This is a genomic window from Sphingomonas sp. LM7, assembly GCF_002002925.1.
Classification (GTDB): domain Bacteria; phylum Pseudomonadota; class Alphaproteobacteria; order Sphingomonadales; family Sphingomonadaceae; genus Sphingomonas.
The window spans coordinates 2,892,387-2,910,175 of sequence record NZ_CP019511.1; the positions used below are offsets into that span (position 1 = coordinate 2,892,387).

Consider the following 17,789-nt stretch of genomic DNA (forward strand, 5'->3'; position numbering starts at 1 on the left):
CGACGGCGGCTTGGGCGCTGGTTTCGTTGGCGAGGGCAAGTAGGTTACGCGAGTGACCGACCAGCTCTGGCCGGCGGGAGCATACTGTGTTGATAGGTCCGAGAACGCGTTAATGAACCTCAGCCGCTTTGTGGGTTGCCAACCGAATGGCTACTGCGCTCTTCAGATCACGTCGAGCCGACAGTCTGCAAGCGCCCCACTTCAGGCCGTCCAGACGTGGCGCCAGCGAATGGCCGACGTTGTGCCGTTAGCGGTCGGTCCGCTGTCATGCTCGAAAAATGCAAAAGCAGACGTCGCATACGGAGGGTGGCTTACGGAATATTTGGACTCGGTGGGATCAGCCTTGATGCTCATGCCGTGATCTCCATCGACTTGATCGCATCACCTTCGAGGGCGAAGCGATAGGTGAAGCGGATCGGACTGCCCTTGAAATCGCCATGGGCGGGACCTTCCACCACGACCCGACCATCCTCTTCGCGGGCGGTATCCGGCGTGAAGATCGCCTTGACCGCGATCACCTCCTCTTCGAACCAGGTTCGCAGTTCGGCATGGCCCCGATGGCTCTTGCCCATATCGTGGGCGACGGCATCCGCCGCGAACGGCTTCAGCATGGCGTCGACATTAAGATGTGCGTTGGCCGCAACGAATTCGGCGATCGGCTTGGGTAGCTCTGGGGTCATCGGTGATCTCCTCTGCATAGCTGGGCCAGTCGGGCCGAAAGCTGTGAGGCCAACTTAGGGATAGACCATGCCGGCGATAATCGGGATGATGTGGGATGTAGTGATGCGATAAGGTGGATAATGGCACGTCATAGTCTCGTCGAACTCGACGCGGTGATCGCGGTCGCGCGGAAGACTTCATTCCGCCAGGCGGCGCTCGAACTCGGCATGTCGACGACTGCGCTCAGCAACACCATCGGCAAGACCGAGCGGCTTCTCGGCGTACGCCTGTTTAATCGGACGACGCGCAGCGTCTCACTGACAGACGCCGGGCGGAATTTCGTCGAACAGGTCGCGCCTGCACTCAAAGGCATCCATGAGGCAATGGAAGGCGTGCGGTCACAGCAGGACACGCCGTCCGGCGTGCTTCGGATCAACGCGTTCGCTACGGCAGCGCGTGAGATACTGTCGCCGCTCATCCTCGAATTCGTGCGGCGTTATCCGAAGGTCCATGTCGATCTCGTCACGGAAGGCCGGCTGGTCGATATCGTCGCTGACGGGTTCGACATAGGCGTGCGCAGCGCCGACCTTGTTCCAAGCGATATGATCGCGGTGAAACTTGGCAGGCCACGGCGGTTCGCCGTGGTCGCGTCGCCAGCGTATTTCGAGCATGCCGAAAAGCCGGTCGTCCCGCCAGACCTGCTCGATCACGCCTGTCTGCGCATCAGGTTGCCCGACGGCCGGCTGTATCCATGGCACTTTGAGAAGAATGGACAGGCGGTTCAAATCGACGTCAAAGGCCCTGTCACACTTGACGAGGCCAGCCTTTCCCGCATCGCTGTCCTGAAGGCGACGGGCATAGGATTCTTCATGGAGTCCGACATCCGTGATGATGTCGAGGCTGGCAGGTTGGTTCAGGTCCTGGAAGACTGGACGCCGCCATTGGCGCCCCTATGCCTTTATTATCCTGGCCGCAAAAACCCTTCGGCTGCGTTTCGCGCTTTCATTGAATTGGCACGTGAATTCAAAGCCATAGCAACGGTGTAAGCTCAGCGCGCCTTAGCGACGACCGCTAACGCATGGGCGGCGGCGGACGGCGGCTTTCAGGTACGCGCGCTAGCGATCTGAATGATCAAGATTGGGCGCGAAGCAGCCTGGCAACTCGCGCTAAAAGCGGTCCTGCCGCTCGTGGGCCGAAAGCAGACCAGCGGCTTTCAGGCGAGATCGGGCGGTACGCTGCCCCCTCGTTCATCGGGGTCAAACTAGCGCCTCCAGGCACCGCGTTGCGTTCGCCCCAGCTCCCGCGTGGGGCTGCTTGCAGCCCGACCGCTTCGTCATCCTATCCAGCAAAAAGAGGATGCGCCAATTGCCCCAGGCGATCCTATGTCGGTTCATTGATATGCGCGATCAGACTGCGATGTTCCGGCAGATCCGCGGTAGCGCGTTCGCTGAATCCACGGATGCGATCGAATAGCTTCTCGGCTGCTTCGACATTGGGGAAGTCTCCACGACCTCCGGAGAGATCCGTCGGATACTCCATCCCGTAGAGGATGTATTGGTAGTTGAAGAACGCGAAGCTCTCGAGGTCGAGCAGGAAATCGAACCGATTGGGCGGGCGATGGCGCCATCGTTGCAGCAGCTCCTGCAAGGCCTCCGGAATCGAACCGGGGTCCGCATTGTCCCGCCAGAACGGCTCCTCGCGCCGGCTCAGGCAATAATGGAGTTTCAGGAAGTTGATGATGTTGTCGAAGCGGGCCGTCATCAGCGCATTAAACTGGCGTGCCGGCGCGTCGATCGGACCGGCATGCGGGAAGAGCTGGGCGAGCATGCCCACCGCCGCTTCGATCAGTACTACGCCCGTCGATTCCAGGGGTTCCACAAAGCCCCCGGACAGGCCGACCGCCACGCAATTGCCGATCCACTGAGTCTCCCGGTAGCCCGGCTCGAATTCGAGTTGCCGCGCCGAGAAGTCGTCATGGCCGATATAGGCGCGCAGGATCTTCGCAGCCTGCGCCTCATCCATGTACTTGCTCGCATAGACGCAGCCGATGCCGCGGGCGCCCTCAAGCCCGATGTCCCAGGTCCAGCCCGCGTCGTGCGCGGCGGCGATAGTGACGCTCTCGATGGGCGCATCGGGCCGGTCATAGGGAATCTTGCAGGCCAAGGCGCGGTCGGCGAACAACAGGTGCTTCACCGACTTGAACGGCGCACCCAACGCTTTGCCGATCAGCTCCGCGCGAAAACCCGAGCAGTCGATATAGAGGTCCGCCTTCAACCGACCATGCTCACGCGTTTCGATGCCAGAGATATGACCGCGTTCGTCGAGTTCGACGCCTGTCAGCAGTCCTTCGAGCGCACGCACGCCCAATTCGCCAGCTCGCTTCCCAAGCAACGCGGCGAGCCGGTGGGCATCGAAATGATAGGCATAGTTGAGCGGACCCGAAAAGCTGCCTTCCCCGGGGCGCTTGGGTCCGCGGCAGTTCCCGGCCACCCGGCCCTGGATCGTTACCGCCTCGGCAAAGGGCCGGCGTGCAGCTTCGTCCTGGAGCAGCCAATAGGGGATGAGGCTGGTGCCCTCGGTGTAGTAGGGCGCCTCGAACGGATGCAGATAGCGATGGCGGCGGCCATCGGATGTCGGCGCATACAGCCAGTCGTCGAAGCGGATGCCTTGCTTGAAGGTGGCCGACGTACTGCGGATGAAGTCGGCTTCGTCGATGCCGATGAACTCAAGGGTCGAGCGAATGGTCGGAAACGCGCCTTCCCCCACCCCAATGATCCCAAGCGCGCGCGACTCCAGCAAGGTGATCTCGATCTCCGCCTTGTTCGGAAGATCGAGGAAGCGCGCCAGATAGGCCGCGGTCAGCCACCCCGCGGTGCCGCCGCCTACGATCAAGATTCTGCGCTTCTCCGCCATCGCCAACTCCTAGCCCGGAGGCGCGGCAGGGGGAACGGCCTTGGATGGCTGGTGCAGGAGTATCATCCCGCGGCGCTCGCAGCCGCCTGCCCGGCGCCGGCGCCGTCGCGTGACGCCGGGGCGCGCGGCCCTGACAGACGGAGGACGGTCACGAAGGAAAGGAGCAGGAGCGGCAGCAACACGAGGATCGCATGATTGGCGTTGCCGGTGCGCGCCAGCAGGAAGCCGGCGAGGATCGGTCCGAGAACTGCGCCAAGTCGCCCTGTCCCGACTGCAAAGCCGGTGCCGGTGCCGCGCACCGCATGCGGATAAAGGTCAGTCGCGAACCCGTAGAGCAGGAACTGTCCGCCGCTGAGGAAGAAGCCGAGCGCGAAGGCGGCGACCGCCGTCGCCAGTTCGGAACGCCCGCCCGCCAGCATCAGGAGCACGCCGGCGATGCCGCCGGCCCAGGCCAGGCCGTAGACGAAGCGTCCGGACAGGCGCTGGGCGAGCAGTCCGAATGCGAAGCCGCTCGCGGCCCCGCCCAAGGTCAGCATCATCACGATCCGCCCGGTCGCGGCGCGGTCGAAGTCGCGCGCGATCATCAGCGAGGGCAGCCAGTTGACCATCATCGCAACCGAGATTGCGATGCACAGCGTGGTGATCCAGAGCAGCAAGGTCGGGAAGCCACGTCCCTCGCCGGTCAATGCAAAGCGCAAGGGGGCTCGCGAGATCGCAGGCGTCTGGACGGGGAACCGGGGCAGCAGGAACTGGCAGGCGATCGCCACCACGATCGGCGACACGCCGCCGAGCCAGAACATCGCCTGCCACGACAGTGCGGGAAACAGCACGCTGAGCAACCCCAGTACCGCGCCGCCGAACGGCATCGCCGAGCCGAGCATGGTCACGCGCGTCGCGGTCTTGTCCGCGGGGCTGGTCTCGTTGACCATTGCCAGGATATTGGGCAGCGCGCCGCCGAGGCCCAGCCCGGCGAGAAAGCGCATCGCGAGCAGCGCCGCCAGGTCATGCACCAGCGCGCTTGCGATACTGAAGATTCCCAGCACGACCAGAGACGCGACGAGCACCGGGCGACGGCCGACAAGATCGGCCATTCGCCCGCCGATCAGCGCGCCCAGGAGCAAGCCGATCCCGGCCGCGGCGAATATCCAGCCGACCTGTTGCGGTCCAAGGCCGAGCACCGGGGCAAAGCGCGGTGCGGCGACCCCCGCGACCAGCATGTCATAGCCTTCGCACAGTCCCGCGGCGAAGCAGAGCGCGAACACACGGCCCGCCGGAACCCGGGCACTCACTCCGCCGCCTCGCTCAACGCCAGCGCTTCGCGGCGCCGGGCCATCTTGAGCAACAGATTGTCGGCCACGCCGGGCCGCGCCCAGGGGCAGACCGCGATGCAGATCGCGCAGCCGGCATTGTCGGCGAAGAAGGGAATGCACTTGTCGAAATCGACATACCAGCGCTCGACCCCGCGCACCCATTGCTTCTGCTCCGAGATTGCCTGAGGCGGGCACGCGTCCATGCAGACGCGGCAATTGGTGCAGAAGCTGTCCGACCCAAAATCGTCGGGCCGGTCGAACGACAGCGGCATGTCGGTAGTGACGCCGGCGAGGCGCAGGTTCGAACCATAGGTGCGGTTGATCAGCGAGCCATGCTTGCCGAGCTCGCCCAGCCCTGCATCGATCGCTGGGGGGATGAGCAGCAGCGACGAGGCGCGCGGACCCGGAAACGGCTTGGCCATATAGCCCTGGCGCCGGATCCAGTTGGCGAGCGCATAGCTGGTGCGGGTGCCGCGCGCATATTGGCGGCCGACCTCGGTGATGCCGCGACCGCTTTCCCGGTTGTCGGTAACCTGCTTCAGTTCCTCGTAATCATGCGCGATGCCGAGCAGGATGACGTTGGGCTCGTCCACCGAATAACCTTGAACGATATAATGGTCCTGCATCGGTGCTGCACCGAACAGGTCTGCTTCGTTGTTCTGCGCGAAATCCCGTGCCAGCGTGGTCCAGGCCTCGGGCGTGCGATCGGCGCGCTCCGGGTTGACCGGCTCGAGCTCGGGATAGGTGTTGGCGGCCATAAAGGCATCGGTCGCGGCCTGGTTGACCCGGCAACCGGCGCTGGCCAGGCCCTGCAGGGTACCGAACGGATGCTGGTCCGCCGGATGCCAGAAGAAGGGTGAGGCACGCCGCGGCGTGCGCTCGCCCAGACCATTGATCGTGTTGCCCGAAATGCCCTCCGGCCAGGAGGCCGCCACTGCGGGCGACGGGACGTAGGTACGCGGTTCGCGACGTGCCATCACACTCTCTCCTTAGAAGCTGAAAGATCCCCGGATGCCGAATTGGCGCGGCGGCAGCGGCGCCACGAACACGTCCCCGCCGAGGAGCGGATCGCTCGAGGGGAAGGCGTAGTCGAAGCTGTCGAGCAGGTTGTTGACGAAGCCGGTCAGGCGGATGCCGTTGCCCATGTCGTAGCTCACACTGGCATTGATCCGGTCATAGGCCGGCGCGGTGAGCTGGTCGCCCGACCTAGAGGCGCGGGTGTTATCCTGGATGATGATCGAATCGACGAACTGATATTCGGCGTGGAAATCGATCGCCTGCTTGCCGCCGATCGGCAGATGATAGTCGGCCGCCGCGAACGCGGTCGTCTCCGGCACATTCTCGAAGGGCGTGCCGGAGAAGTCGGTCTTGTCGGTCAGCGTGAAGGCCCGGACGAACGAGTCGAAGCGCGAGCGCGAATAGGAGAAGGCGCTGTGCAGGCGCAGCCCCTCGAACGGGCGCACCGATACTTCCGCCTCGAAGCCCGTCACATGACTGCCCGCGGCATTCTCGACCACGCTCACCGGGGTCGGGCCGCCACCTGGATCGGGGATGACGTTGGTCACCTGCTGGTTGGCGATCTTGATATGGTAGAGCGCCAGGTTGACCGTCAGCGCCTGGTCACGCGTGCCTGCCTTGAGGCCCAGCTCGTAATTCTGCGAGCTTTCATCCGCATAGGGTGCGTTGGCCGCGGCGCTGCCCGAGCGATTGATCCCGCCCGCCTTCCAGCCCTCGGCGTAGGTGGCATAAGCCAGCACGCCTGGCGTCGCCTTGTATGAGGCCGAGGCCATCCAGGCGAAATTGCTATAGCTCGCATGCGCGTTTCTGTTGACCGGTTGGAACTGGTTGAGCGGCGGGCCGAATACCTGGCCGCGATTGCCGGTGCCCACCACCGTCTCGCGCGACCAGCGCCCGCCCCCGGTCAGCTCGACCTTGTCGGTCACCTTCCAGCTCGCCTGGCCGAAAGCGGCATAGCCATCGCGGTCGTCGATATGGTTCTCGTAGATGTAGAGCGCTGCCGGGAACGGACGGGTGCCCGGGCCGACACGGCGATAGCGATCGAAGTCCTGATCCTGATCGAAATAATAGCCGCCAGCGAGCCAGTCGAGGTTGCCCAAGCTGCCGTTGAGGCGGAGTTCCTGGCTCTTGAACCTCTGGCGCGTGTTGACGTCGAGCGTGGCGCCCTTGAAGGTCTGCGGCGTCGTTGCAACCGGCAGGAAGGCCGGCAGGGTCGCTGTGTTCTGGACGCTGATCCGGCTGTCCATGTCGGTGAACACGTCGGCCGCCGAATAGCGATAGCCGCTGATCGAGGTGAGCGTGATGCCGCCGCCGAGCTGGGCGGTGACGTTCAACTGGACACCGTGATTGTCCTTGGTGTCGGGCTGGTCCTGATCGACCAGGCTCTCATAGCGATGCGTAGCGAGGCGGACACCGCGGATCGCCTCATTGTAGCGGCGGTGACTATAGTCGCCGATCAGCATCACCTCGATGCTATCCGACGGCACCCAGCGCAGCGTGCCGCGCAGCGACGTCTGGCGAGACCAGTCCTGCATGCCGCCGAGCACGACATTGTGGAGATACCCGTCGGTGGTGCGATATTCGCCGCTGACGCCGGCATAGAGCCCGCCGGTGATCGGGCCGCTGAGCGAGCCCGAAGCGCGGTAGCTGCCGAACTCTGCCGCCTCGAGCTGGACCTTGCCGCGCAGATCCGCGTCCGGCCGGCGGCTGACCAGGTTGAGCGCGCCGCCCTGGGTGTTGCGCCCGAACAGGGTGCCCTGCGGCCCGCGCAATACTTCGACGCGCTCGAGGTCGAGGAAGGCAGTGTCGAAGCCGAGCTGGGGCACGTACATGCCGTCGAGGAAGACGCCGACCGCTGGCTCGAGTCCGGCGTTGAAGCCAACGCCGCGCATCGTGAGATAAGCGCTGTCGGCGCTGTTGTTGACGCTGCCCGGCGCGCTGAACAGGCCCGGCACCTCGCCGTAGAGACCGTTGACGTCCTGGACATTGCGGATCGCCAGATCGGTATCCGTAACGGCGGTGACGGCCATCGGCACGTCCTGCAGCGTCTCGGCGCGCTTGCGGGCGGTAACGAGGATCTCGTCGCTACCGGATTCCTGGAGGCCCACCACGTTGGCGGCTTCCTGCGCGGCAGCCGGCACGGCCGCCAACGTTGTCAGCGAAAGCCCTGCGAGCAACAGGACACGATAATTCTGCATGTAGAAGCCTCTCCCCCGGCCGGTTTATCTTTCCGGCTCGCGCCTAAGGGAGACGAGAAATGTGCAAGCCCGCAAGCCTCCAAAACGGACCAACCGGTCTCCAGGGCGCAGTTTTTCCAAACCAGCGCCAGTTTGTTGCAGGCTCGCAACATTGTAGAAACGTACCTACACTCCGATGGAGAATATGTAGGCTCATAGGTTCAAAGTTGAGAACCCCAAGCGCTTTGCGCATATTGCCCGATGGGCTTCGTGTGAACAAACCCGGGCGACGCAAGGAGCAGGTTTCACCCTTGTAAATCGACCGAATCCTCAGACGGGATACGTAGATCGTGAAGCGCGCCCTTGCTCCAACGCATCGCGCGCCGCCCGAATGGGGCTTAAAGGCCCAGTTCCTTCAGGATCGCCTCGCGTAGCACTTGCGCCCTCGGGTCCGAGAGCTTGCGTGGATGCGAAAGGTCCACGTCGAATGTCGTCTGGATCATCGTCGGCCGCGGCGATAGCACCAGGATGCGGTCGGCAAGGAAGATCGCTTCCTCGACATCATGCGTGATCAGCAGCACCGTGTGGCGCTCTTCGTCGAGGATGCGCCGCAGCTCGGTCTGCATCCTCAGGCTCATCAGCGCGTCGAGCGCCGAAAAGGGCTCGTCCATGTAGAGGATTTCGGGCTTCACCACGAGCGCGCGCGCGATTTCGACGCGCTTGAGCATGCCGCCCGACAGCTCGTGCGGATAGGCCGCCTCGAAACCAGCGAGCCCGACCATGTCGATATAGCGGTCGGCGCGAGCCCTCTTGTCGCCATGGCTGGTGCCGCTCAGGCCGAACATGAGATTTTCATGCACTGTAAGCCAAGGGAACACAGACCCGTGCTGGGAAATCATGATTCCGTTGCGGCTCGGCCCTGTGCGCGCGACGCCGTTGATCCTGACCTGGCCCTGGTCCGGACGCTCGAAGCCGGCGATGATGTTCAGCAAGGTGGACTTGCCGCAGCCCGAAGGGCCCACGATCGCGACGAACTCGCCCTCGCGAACGTCGAAGCTCACGCCGCCAACGACCGAAAGCGCTCCAAAACCCTTGCTGACGCCGTCGATGGCGATCTTGCTATCGGACATAGCGCCACTTCACCATCTTCAGCCGCTCGAGCAGGCGGGTCATGCCATCGAGCAGCAAGCCGATCACGCCGATGAGGATCATGCTCGCGATCACCAGATCGTAGCGGTTGCCGGCGTTGCGCGAGTCCATGATGAGATAGCCAAGGCCGGAGTTCAGCGCGATCATCTCGGCGGCGACAACGACCAGCCAAGCGACGCCCAGGCCGATCCGCATCCCGACGATGATCTCCGGCAGCACCGCAGGAATCACGACCCGGCGAAACAGGACGGATCGCGAAACGCCGAAATTCGCCGCTGCCCTCAGATATCGCCGATCGATCGTACGCACGCCGACCGTCGTCTGCACCATCATCGGAAAGACCGAGGATATGAAGATCAGGAAGATCGGCGAAAAGTCGCCGACCCCGAACCAGAGAATGGCAACCGGGATCCAGGCGATCGGCGAAATCGGCCGCAGCATCTGGAACAGCGGGTTCAGCGTATAGAAGGCGCCGGACACCCAGCCCATCCACAGGCCCAGCGGCACGCCCACCAGAAGCGCTAGCCCGAAGCCCATTTCGACGCGGAACAGAGACGCCTCGATGTGCTGCCACAAAGTGCCGTCCTTCGCGAGCGCCCATGCGCCCGTCGCGACCTGCCACGGGGTCGGGAAAATCGGGCTGTCGCTCCGGTCGACGACGACCCACCAGATCGCGATCAGAAGCGCGATCAGGAGCAGCGGGGGCAGAACCCGCATCAGCTTGCTGTCGATTTCCCTCACGTCCCCTCGCTTCCGCGCCAGAAGCTTGAACAGCGGCATCGAATTCACAACCTGGAAACAGCAGCCGCCGCGTCGCGCCCCGACATATTTCCACTTTGCCGGCGCATAGTGTTGTATAGGAGCAACAAGGTAGTAATGTGCCTGCAATTTGGTTTCCGCGATACAAGGCGCCTTGAGGCTCGGCAATCAACGATCAAGCGGCGCTGATGAGCGAATGCCAGCGCCAGAGGAGTCTTTCCAATCCAGGTGCGGGACCCGGCTCCACGATCACATGGAGCCCGCCATGAGGGTGCGCGGTGCACTCAAAGCTGTAGGTCGATGCCGTTTCGAACGGCAGTCGGAAGCTTTGTCCAGGCATGATGAGCGTCGGGCCGAAGATGTGCGGCACTTCATCCGCGTTCTTGAGCACCAGCACGTCCTTGAGCCCCAGCCTCAGCCGGATCGTCTGCGGAAAGATATCGACTTTCTCACCCGCGGCGCGGTGGGCGTAGGTGCCGCGGGGAATCTCGTAGACCGCATCATGCGACGCCACCGCGATGGGAGCGAGCGCTGCCCATCCAAGCGCGCCGAGCGCGAGGAGTGAGAGCACCATCGCGATCGGGTGCCGGACTGCCGCGCGCGTCCAAGAGCTCAGCCGCATGCCCCAGCTATTCCAGCAGGAGCTTTATGTCGTGCACGAAGTCCGCCGGCTCATGTCCAAAGGGCATTACCGCCCGCAACATGCCGCCGCGATCGATCAGGATAATCGACGAGGTATGGGCCATCGCATAATCGGCGCCCGAGCCTTGCTTGACAGCCGTGACGCCATATTGCTTGCGCACCGACGCCAATGCTTCGGGCGCGCCTGTCGCGCCGACGAAGCTGCGATCGAAGGCCGTGAGATATCCCCGCATATGCTCCGCGGTGTCGCGCGCCGGGTCCACGGTAACATAGATCACCTGCACCGAGTTGCCGGGCGCGCCAAGCGTGGCGCGCGCCTGTGCGAGCGTCGCCAGGGTGGTCGGACAGACTGTCGCGCAGTGGGTAAAGCCGAACGTCAGTAGCACGACCTTGCCCCGGTAGCGCGCCAGCGTCACGTCGGATCCGTCGGATCCGCGTAGCGTAAAGCCGGGCGCCTGGTGCGGCGGATCGAATACGCCCGCCTTCAACGCCCGCGGCGATGTAGACCGCGGCGTGGAGCGCTTGGTTATCACGCCTGCGACCAGCGCGGCGAGCAGCAAGACCGCGGCGAGGATCGCGACTCTTGGGCGCACGGGCATAGTCAGAGCGCGATCGATGCCGGCCGGGCCGCATGTGCAAAGCTCTCATCTACATATTTCGCATAGGAGACCGGATGCTTTAGCGCGCCTGCCGCGACGGCCTGCCGCATCAGATCGTCGAACTCACTCGGGATCATCCGCAGGTCGCCATAGGTCACGCGATCCTCGGGATGGTCCATCACGAAGCGCAGGATATTGGGATCCTGGTTGAAATATTCGCGTTGCGCGGCGATCCGCACCGCCGTCTCCCGGTTCTTTCGTTGCCCATCGAGCCAGGCACCCGCGGCGAGCACGTAATTGACCATGTTCTGCACCAGCGGCCGATTCGACCTGATCAGCTCCTCGCGCACCGTCAGCACGCAGCACATGTACCGAGGCCATTCGTCGCGCGTCATCCGCAGGACCCGGGCATAGCCGGCGCGCTGCGCTGCTGCGCCGAAGGGCTCACCGGTGCAATAGGCGTCGACTCCCTTCACATAAAGCGCGGCCGGCATGTCCGCCGGCGCCATCTCGACGATATCGACATCGTCGGTCGTCATGCTCTCGTGCGCCAGCATCTTGCGCAGGAACAGGAAGTCGACGGCGAAGCGACTAGGGATCGCGACGCGCTTGCCGCGCAAGTCGCTGAAGGTTCGGTAAGGGGAATCGGTGCGGACCATGATCACCGCGCCGGACCGGTGGCCGATCGACACGATCTTCACCGGGACCTTCTTGTCGGCCAAGTCCATCACCAGCGGCGCCAGCATATAAGCCGCCTGCAGGTCGCCGGACATCAGCGACTCTTTCAGCTCAGGCCATCCGCTGTATTTGGCGAACTTGAAATCGAACTGCGCCGCGTCGCGCGTGCCAAAGGGGTTGGCCGCCTGGTTGGCGGCACAGGCGACCGGCAGCGTCAGGTTGCACGTCACCGCGAGGCCACCAACCGTCACGGGCTCGGCCACAGCGGCGGGTATCAGCAACCTGCGCACAGGAAGTGCCACAGCGGCGGCGACGCCCGCAGCAACCGCGCCGCGCACCATCAGGCGGCGGTCGACAACGCGGCCGAGGCCGGTGCCTGGAGAAGGCTTGCTTTCCATAAGGTCCGCGATGAGGGTAGCAAATCGGCGTCTCGCCGCACAAGGCAGGCCTTCATGCCGGCGGGACCGCTGCCGTGGCGGGCACGGCGTTGGAGAGATTATCATGACGCGAACGGCTCTCGTCTTTGTCCTTTCGCTACCGCTTCTGGCTTGCCAGCAGGCGGCGCCGATCGAACTGAAGGATGTGTGGGCGCGCGACACGGTCGGCCGCACCGCAAACGCGGCCGTGTATATGACGATCAACTCCGGGACCGCGGATCGATTCCTTTCCGCATCTACCCCCGTCGCCAAGCGAACCGACCTCATGACGATGGAGGGCGGCAGCGGCGCCATGGAGATGAAGTATCTCAAGGGAATCGATGTCCCGGCCAGCAAGGCGGTGAGTCTGAATCCGATGGGGCTGCATGTCTGGCTGGCCGACCTGAACCAGCCGCTCAAAGCCGGGCAGACCTTCCCGCTCACGCTCAAATTCGAGAAGGCAGGCGAGCGCCAGGTTACGGTTTCCGTCATCGAACCGGCTGCGGCGCCTCCTATGTCGCCGATGTAGCCCGAACCGAGGTGTCGTGCCCCCGGATCCGTTCGATACGCCCTGCCTCCAAAAGCCGGTGGTGATGGCAACGCTCCTCGCTGCCCTGCGTGCGCTGATCGGCAAGCCTGCGATGCGCGAGGATGCCGACCGAACTTCAGCGGCCAACTACGCGTAAGGATAGATTCGTAGTTCAACATTGACGGCTATTCTGGAATTCCAGCGCAGTATCAGTGAGTTGATACGTGCGCAGGAGTGGAATGATGCGAGAGCGGTGGTCGATCGACGAAGCGAAAGACTGGTGGGCTGCGCGCCCTTGGCCGATGGGCTGCAACTTCACGCCCTCCAATGCGATCAATCAGCTCGAGATGTGGCAGGCGGCGACGTTCGACCTGCCGCTGATCGAATCCGAGCTCGCACTGGCGGCGTCGGTCGGCATGAATGCCGTACGCGTGTATCTCCATGACCTGTTGTGGGTCGACGATGCGGCTGGCGTGCTCGAGCGGATCGCGCTCGTTCTCGCCGCGGCCGAGCGCAACAATATCAGGACGATGCTCGTCCTGTTCGACTCGTGCTGGCATCCCGAACCGAAACTGGGACCGCAACCCGAGCCGATACCAGGCGTGCACAATTCGGGCTGGGTCCAGTCGCCGGGGTTGCCTGCGCTCCGCGACCCTGCCCAGCGTGCGCGTCTCGAAGCCTATGTCCGCGGCGTGGTGGGGCATTTCGCCAAGGATCCGCGCATCCTTGCCTGGGATATCTGGAACGAGCCGGACAATGGCCCCGAAGTGTCGCTGTGCAACCCGGACGAGCTCGCCGCCAAGGCGGACCTCGTTCTGCCGCTGATGCGCGATGCGTTCGGCTGGGCACGCGATATGGATCCGATGCAACCGCTGACCAGCGCGATCTGGCTTGGTGACTGGTCGTCGACCGACCGGCTCACGCCCCTCCAGCAGGCCCAGACCGCCTTGTCCGATGTGGTTTCCTTCCATAATTACGGCGTCGCGTCCGATTTTCTCGCGCGGGTCGGCTGGTTGCGCGCGTTCGACCGTCCGCTCCTGTGCACCGAATTCATGGCGCGTCCGGCGGGAAGCACGTTCGAGGCGATCCTGCCCGTTGCAAAGGAATGCGGCGTGGGCGCATTCTGCTGGGGCCTCGTTCGCGGCAAGACGCAGACGCATCTTCCCTGGCAGTCGTGGGAGAACCCGAACCTCGCCGGGCTTCAGGACAAATGGTTCCACGACATCTTCGATGCCGGCGGGGTCGCGCACGATCCGCAGGAAGTCGAGTTCCTCCGCCTGCTCAATGCTATCGATAGCCGGACGCCCGCCTGGCCGCTTATCGAGATTCCGAGCGAGAAGAGCGCGGTGCCCGCTCGCCCTGGGGAGAAGGCTAACGCTAACGCGCGAGCGGCATAGGCCGAGGGCGCACACCGTGACGTAGTCACGCGTCGCCAGAACCAGGCCGCAACCACGGGTGCCCGCGAGCGTTGGCAAGCAATGGCGATCGACGATGAACATCAAGCAACGGCGGCGCTGCCCACTTTGCCGAACCGCAGGGAACGGCGCCGGTTGGCCGCACAGGTAAAGGGCCCCAAGGCTCCGACATGCGCCTGTTGCCGGCCTTCCCCGCAGGACGACGCACAGGTTTAAGGTAGAGTGGTCACTCCAGGCTAAGCCCGTCACCCTCGCCGGAGCGTGAGGCGCTTACGCCGCGATATCCTCGAGCAGCGACTGTACCCGCTCGACGCGGCTGCCCGGATCGACGGCCTCGACGAGCAGCAGGCGTTCGTTCTTCATCGTAAGTCCGTGCGAAGCTGCATCGGCAGTAAAATCGCGACGCGGCGTCAGCGCGATCGCGGAAGGCCCTGCGTCGATGCGCCCGACGCGCGCATGGCGCGCCGCCGCGCGCAGCCGGGCATGCGCCAGCAACTCCGCCGTCTCGGGCGGTAGCGGTCCGAAGCGGTCGGCGAGCTCCTCTTCGAAGGCGTCGATCTCGGCATCGTGATCGAGGCGGCTGAGACGAAGGTACAAGGTCAGCCTCAGATCGGGCTCGGGGATCCAACCCTCGGGCAGCGCACCCCCGCCCCCAATATTGATCTCCGGGGTCCAGCGTTCGCTATCCTCGCCACGTGCCTCGCGCAGCGCCTGCCCCAGAAGGTGCTGGTACAAGTCGATCCCGATCAGCTTGACGTGCCCGGCCTGGGTGTCACCCAACAGATCGCCCGCACCACGCATATCGAGATCGCGCGCGCTGATGTCGAACCCTGCGCCCAGCCGATCGAAGTTGGCGAGGGTGCGCAGGCGCTTGAGCGTGCGCTCGCCGATCGCATCTTCGCTCGCCGTCAGCAGCAGGACCTGCCCCCGGCGATTGCCGCGCCCGACGCGGCCGCGCAATTGATGCAGCTGGGCCAGGCCGAAGCGGTCCGCGCGCCAGACGATCATCGTATTGGCCCGCGGAACGTCGAGGCCCGCCTCGATGATGTTGGTCGCCAGCAGGATGTCGCCTTCGCCATCAGCGAACGCCACCATCGCGGCGTCGATCTCGCCGGGCGCCATCTTGCCATGCGCTTCGACGAGCGCGAGTTCGGGCGCCGCCCGCCGCAGCTTGTCCGCAACGCTCGCCATGTCCTCGATGCGCGGCACGACGACGAAGCTCTGGCCGCCCCTGCCCTTCTCGCGGACAAGCGCGGTACGGATACGGGTTTCGTCAAACTGGTCGAGGCTGGTGCGGATTGGCTGGCGCCGCGCCGGGGGCGTCGCGATGATCGAAATCTGCTGGAGCCCGATCAACGCCATTTGCAGCGTGCGCGGGATCGGCGTCGCGCTGAGGCTGAGCAGATGGATATCGCCCGCACCGCGAAGCCGCGCCTTGTCCGCGGCGCCGAAGCGCTGCTCCTCGTCGATAACGACCAGGCCGAGCTTGGCAAAGGTGACGCCCTTGCCCATCACTGCGCCGGTCCCGATGACGATATCAATCGAGCCATCGGCAAGGCCGGCCTTCGTTGCTTTTTTCTCCGCAGTGCTCGACAGGCGGGAGAGACCGGCAACCGTGAGGCCCGAGGCTGCGAACCGCCGCTGGAAGCTCGCGAGATGCTGGCGCACGAGAACCGTCGTCGGCGCAGCCACCACGACCTGGTGGCCGGCGAGTGCGGCAAGCGCGGCAGCACGCAGCGCGACCTCGGTCTTCCCATACCCGACATCGCCGACCACCAGCCGATCCATCGGCTTTCCGGAGCCGAGGTCCGCGCGAACGGCCGCGATCGCACGCGCCTGATCAGCGGTCTCATTGAAAGGAAATCCGCTGGCGAACTGCTCGTAGCCGGCGGCATCGGGCTGGAGAACGGGCGCCTCCAGTCGTTCGCGGGCCTTGGCAAGGGCGGCAAGCGCGCTTGCGGTCTCGGTGATCGTGGCGCTGATCTCGCCGCGGCGCTTGCGCCACGACGAGCCGTCGAGCTTGTCGAGCGTGACGGCATCGGCGTCGGCGCCGTAGCGCCAGATGCGGTCGGCCTCGGCAACCGGCACCAGCCGGCGCGCTTCGCCGGCATATTCTAGCGCGATCATCTCGCCGCCTTCGCTGCCCGGTGCCGGCTCAAGGCCCCTGACAAGTCCGACGCCATGTTCTTCATGGACAATGACATCGCCGATGCGCAGTTCAGCAAGACCCGCCGACCAGGGGTTGGCACCGGCGGTCGTGCGATCGTCGGCAAGGGCGCGGCTCCCGAGCAGATCGGCGGCACTGACGAGGATAACGCGCGCGTCGACGAAGCCGGCGTCGGCGGGCGTCTCGAGCAACCCCGCCGTGCCGGGCGCAAGCCCGTCGACGTCCGCCCAACTCGCCATCTCCGTCAGCGCGAGCCCCAGCCGCTTCGCGATCCGAGCGCGCAGGAAGCGCAGGTCGCGCTGGCTTCCCGCCAGCACCAGCGGCCGCGTTTCGAGCAGCGGCTTCACATATCGCACCAGCGCCGGAAGCGGCGCGCGCTTCTCGGCAAAGCGCGGCACCGGCTGGAACGCGGCATCGAAATGCATGACTTCCCAGCCCGCCATCGCCTTCGTCCAATCCGTCTCCGCGACCGCTTCGAGGCCGCCGCTTTTGCCGCTCGCCGCGTCGGTGGCGAGTTGAAGAAAACGGCGCCGGCGCTTGTCCGCGCGCTCGGACATGGCGAGCAACCCCGGCTGGAAATGCGCGAGGATCGATACGGCGCCCTGCTCCGACGGCTCGGCGGCGCGTCCGATCTCCAGCGTCTTTACTTCGTCGACGCTGCGCTGGGTGACCGGGTCATAGGGGCGTATGGCCACGATCCTGCCATCGGCCACGTCGATCCGTGCGGGGAGCCCTGCATCGGCCGGGAAGATGTCCACCACCTCGCCGCGCACTGCCATCTCGCCTGGTTCGTCGACGCGGTCATCGGCAAAGTAACCGATTTCCGCGAGCATCGTCGTGAAGGCTTCGATTTCAATCGGATCTCCGACCGAGAGGCGCGGCAATGCCCGGTCGAAGGACGCGGGCGGCGGATATAATCGGGCAGCCGCCTCTCCGCTGAGCACGCAGGCGAAATTCGCACGTCCGGAAGTCAGTTGCGCAAGTCGCAGCGCGTGCAGCGCCGCAACGCGCGCACCCGCGTTCGAGGGCGACGCCGGCGCGCTGTCGCCGGGCAATGCGTCGCTGGAGGGTATGAAGAAGATCGCTCGATCCGGAAGGATCGCGCGCAGCATCGCGGTCAGCGCCTGCGCCTCCTGGTCGTCGTCTGCGAGATAGACCACATCCTTCGCTTCCAGCCGCGCCGCAATCTGCGAGGCCGTCCAGAACAGCGACATCAGCCCTGCATCCGCACGAATGTGGCCGCGAGCGCGGCACGGGCACGCATTGTGCTCGATGAAGCGAAAATCGCTTCGACGCCTGTCACATCCACTTGCACGATCCCCCATGAGAGCCGCGCAGCGCGGCGGGCCTATAACTCG

The 17,789-nt window shown here is 64.7% G+C and carries 14 protein-coding genes; 3 read left to right on the top strand and 11 right to left on the bottom strand.

The window, feature by feature from the left end:
* Positions 1-350: 350 nt before the first annotated feature.
* A complete protein-coding gene (locus tag BXU08_RS13185) occupies positions 351-680 on the bottom strand; it encodes a nuclear transport factor 2 family protein (RefSeq protein WP_077510476.1) in 330 nt (109 codons plus the stop codon).
* A 120-nt stretch (positions 681-800) separates the two neighbouring features.
* Between BXU08_RS13185 and BXU08_RS13190 the strand changes: the two genes are divergently transcribed.
* Positions 801-1,706, top strand: a complete 906-nt coding sequence (locus BXU08_RS13190; protein ID WP_077510477.1) for a LysR family transcriptional regulator — start codon at positions 801-803, stop codon at positions 1,704-1,706.
* A gap of 334 nt (positions 1,707-2,040) precedes the next feature.
* On the opposite strand, the gene BXU08_RS13195 is transcribed toward BXU08_RS13190, so the two are convergent.
* The 9 genes from BXU08_RS13195 to BXU08_RS13235 form a co-directional block, all read right to left on the bottom strand.
* On the bottom strand, positions 2,041-3,573 hold the full coding sequence (locus tag BXU08_RS13195) for a tryptophan halogenase family protein (RefSeq protein ID WP_077510478.1): 1,533 nt from the start codon (positions 3,571-3,573) through the stop codon (positions 2,041-2,043).
* 62 nt (positions 3,574-3,635) lie between these two features.
* Complete coding sequence (locus tag BXU08_RS13200) at positions 3,636-4,862, bottom strand: MFS transporter (protein ID WP_171982516.1); 1,227 nt, start codon at positions 4,860-4,862, stop codon at positions 3,636-3,638.
* The gene (locus BXU08_RS13205) at positions 4,859-5,860 is read right to left on the bottom strand and encodes a 4Fe-4S dicluster domain-containing protein (protein ID WP_077510480.1); all 1,002 of its coding nucleotides are present in this window, start codon (positions 5,858-5,860) and stop codon (positions 4,859-4,861) included. Before BXU08_RS13205 ends, BXU08_RS13200 begins: the two co-directional genes overlap by 4 nt.
* 12 nt (positions 5,861-5,872) lie before the next feature.
* Positions 5,873-8,098 carry a TonB-dependent receptor gene (locus tag BXU08_RS13210; protein WP_077510481.1) on the bottom strand — a complete coding sequence of 742 codons (2,226 nt, stop codon included), beginning with the start codon at positions 8,096-8,098 and terminating at the stop codon, positions 5,873-5,875.
* Positions 8,099-8,475: 377 nt separating this feature from the next.
* Positions 8,476-9,207: an ABC transporter ATP-binding protein gene (locus BXU08_RS13215; protein WP_077510482.1), complete on the bottom strand. Its 732-nt coding sequence runs from the start codon at positions 9,205-9,207 to the stop codon at positions 8,476-8,478.
* The gene (locus tag BXU08_RS13220) at positions 9,197-10,006 is read right to left on the bottom strand and encodes an ABC transporter permease (RefSeq protein ID WP_077512388.1); all 810 of its coding nucleotides are present in this window, start codon (positions 10,004-10,006) and stop codon (positions 9,197-9,199) included. Before BXU08_RS13220 ends, BXU08_RS13215 begins: the two co-directional genes overlap by 11 nt.
* A 154-nt stretch (positions 10,007-10,160) precedes the next feature.
* Positions 10,161-10,607 carry a hypothetical protein gene (locus BXU08_RS13225; protein WP_216352872.1) on the bottom strand — a complete coding sequence of 149 codons (447 nt, stop codon included), beginning with the start codon at positions 10,605-10,607 and terminating at the stop codon, positions 10,161-10,163.
* A 7-nt stretch (positions 10,608-10,614) separates the two neighbouring features.
* Complete coding sequence (locus BXU08_RS13230) at positions 10,615-11,220, bottom strand: SCO family protein (RefSeq protein WP_171982517.1); 606 nt, start codon at positions 11,218-11,220, stop codon at positions 10,615-10,617.
* Positions 11,221-11,228: 8 nt separating this feature from the next.
* Entirely contained in the window at positions 11,229-12,302 is a 1,074-nt protein-coding gene (locus tag BXU08_RS13235) for an ABC transporter substrate-binding protein (RefSeq protein WP_077510484.1), read from the bottom strand.
* 103 nt (positions 12,303-12,405) lie between these two features.
* On the opposite strand from BXU08_RS13235, the gene BXU08_RS13240 reads away from it, so the two are divergent.
* Together BXU08_RS13240 and BXU08_RS13245 are read left to right on the top strand one after the other, a co-directional pair.
* Positions 12,406-12,849, top strand: a complete 444-nt coding sequence (locus BXU08_RS13240) for a copper chaperone PCu(A)C (protein ID WP_171982518.1) — start codon at positions 12,406-12,408, stop codon at positions 12,847-12,849.
* A 239-nt stretch (positions 12,850-13,088) separates the two neighbouring features.
* Positions 13,089-14,246 (top strand): cellulase family glycosylhydrolase, encoded by a 1,158-nt coding sequence (locus tag BXU08_RS13245; RefSeq protein ID WP_253190373.1) that lies wholly within the window; start codon positions 13,089-13,091, stop codon positions 14,244-14,246.
* Positions 14,247-14,534: 288 nt separating this feature from the next.
* Here the strand turns inward: BXU08_RS13245 and BXU08_RS13250 are convergent, their stop codons facing one another.
* Positions 14,535-17,645, bottom strand: a complete 3,111-nt coding sequence (locus tag BXU08_RS13250) for a helicase-related protein (protein WP_077510486.1) — start codon at positions 17,643-17,645, stop codon at positions 14,535-14,537.
* Between the last annotated feature and the right edge of the window lie 144 nt (positions 17,646-17,789).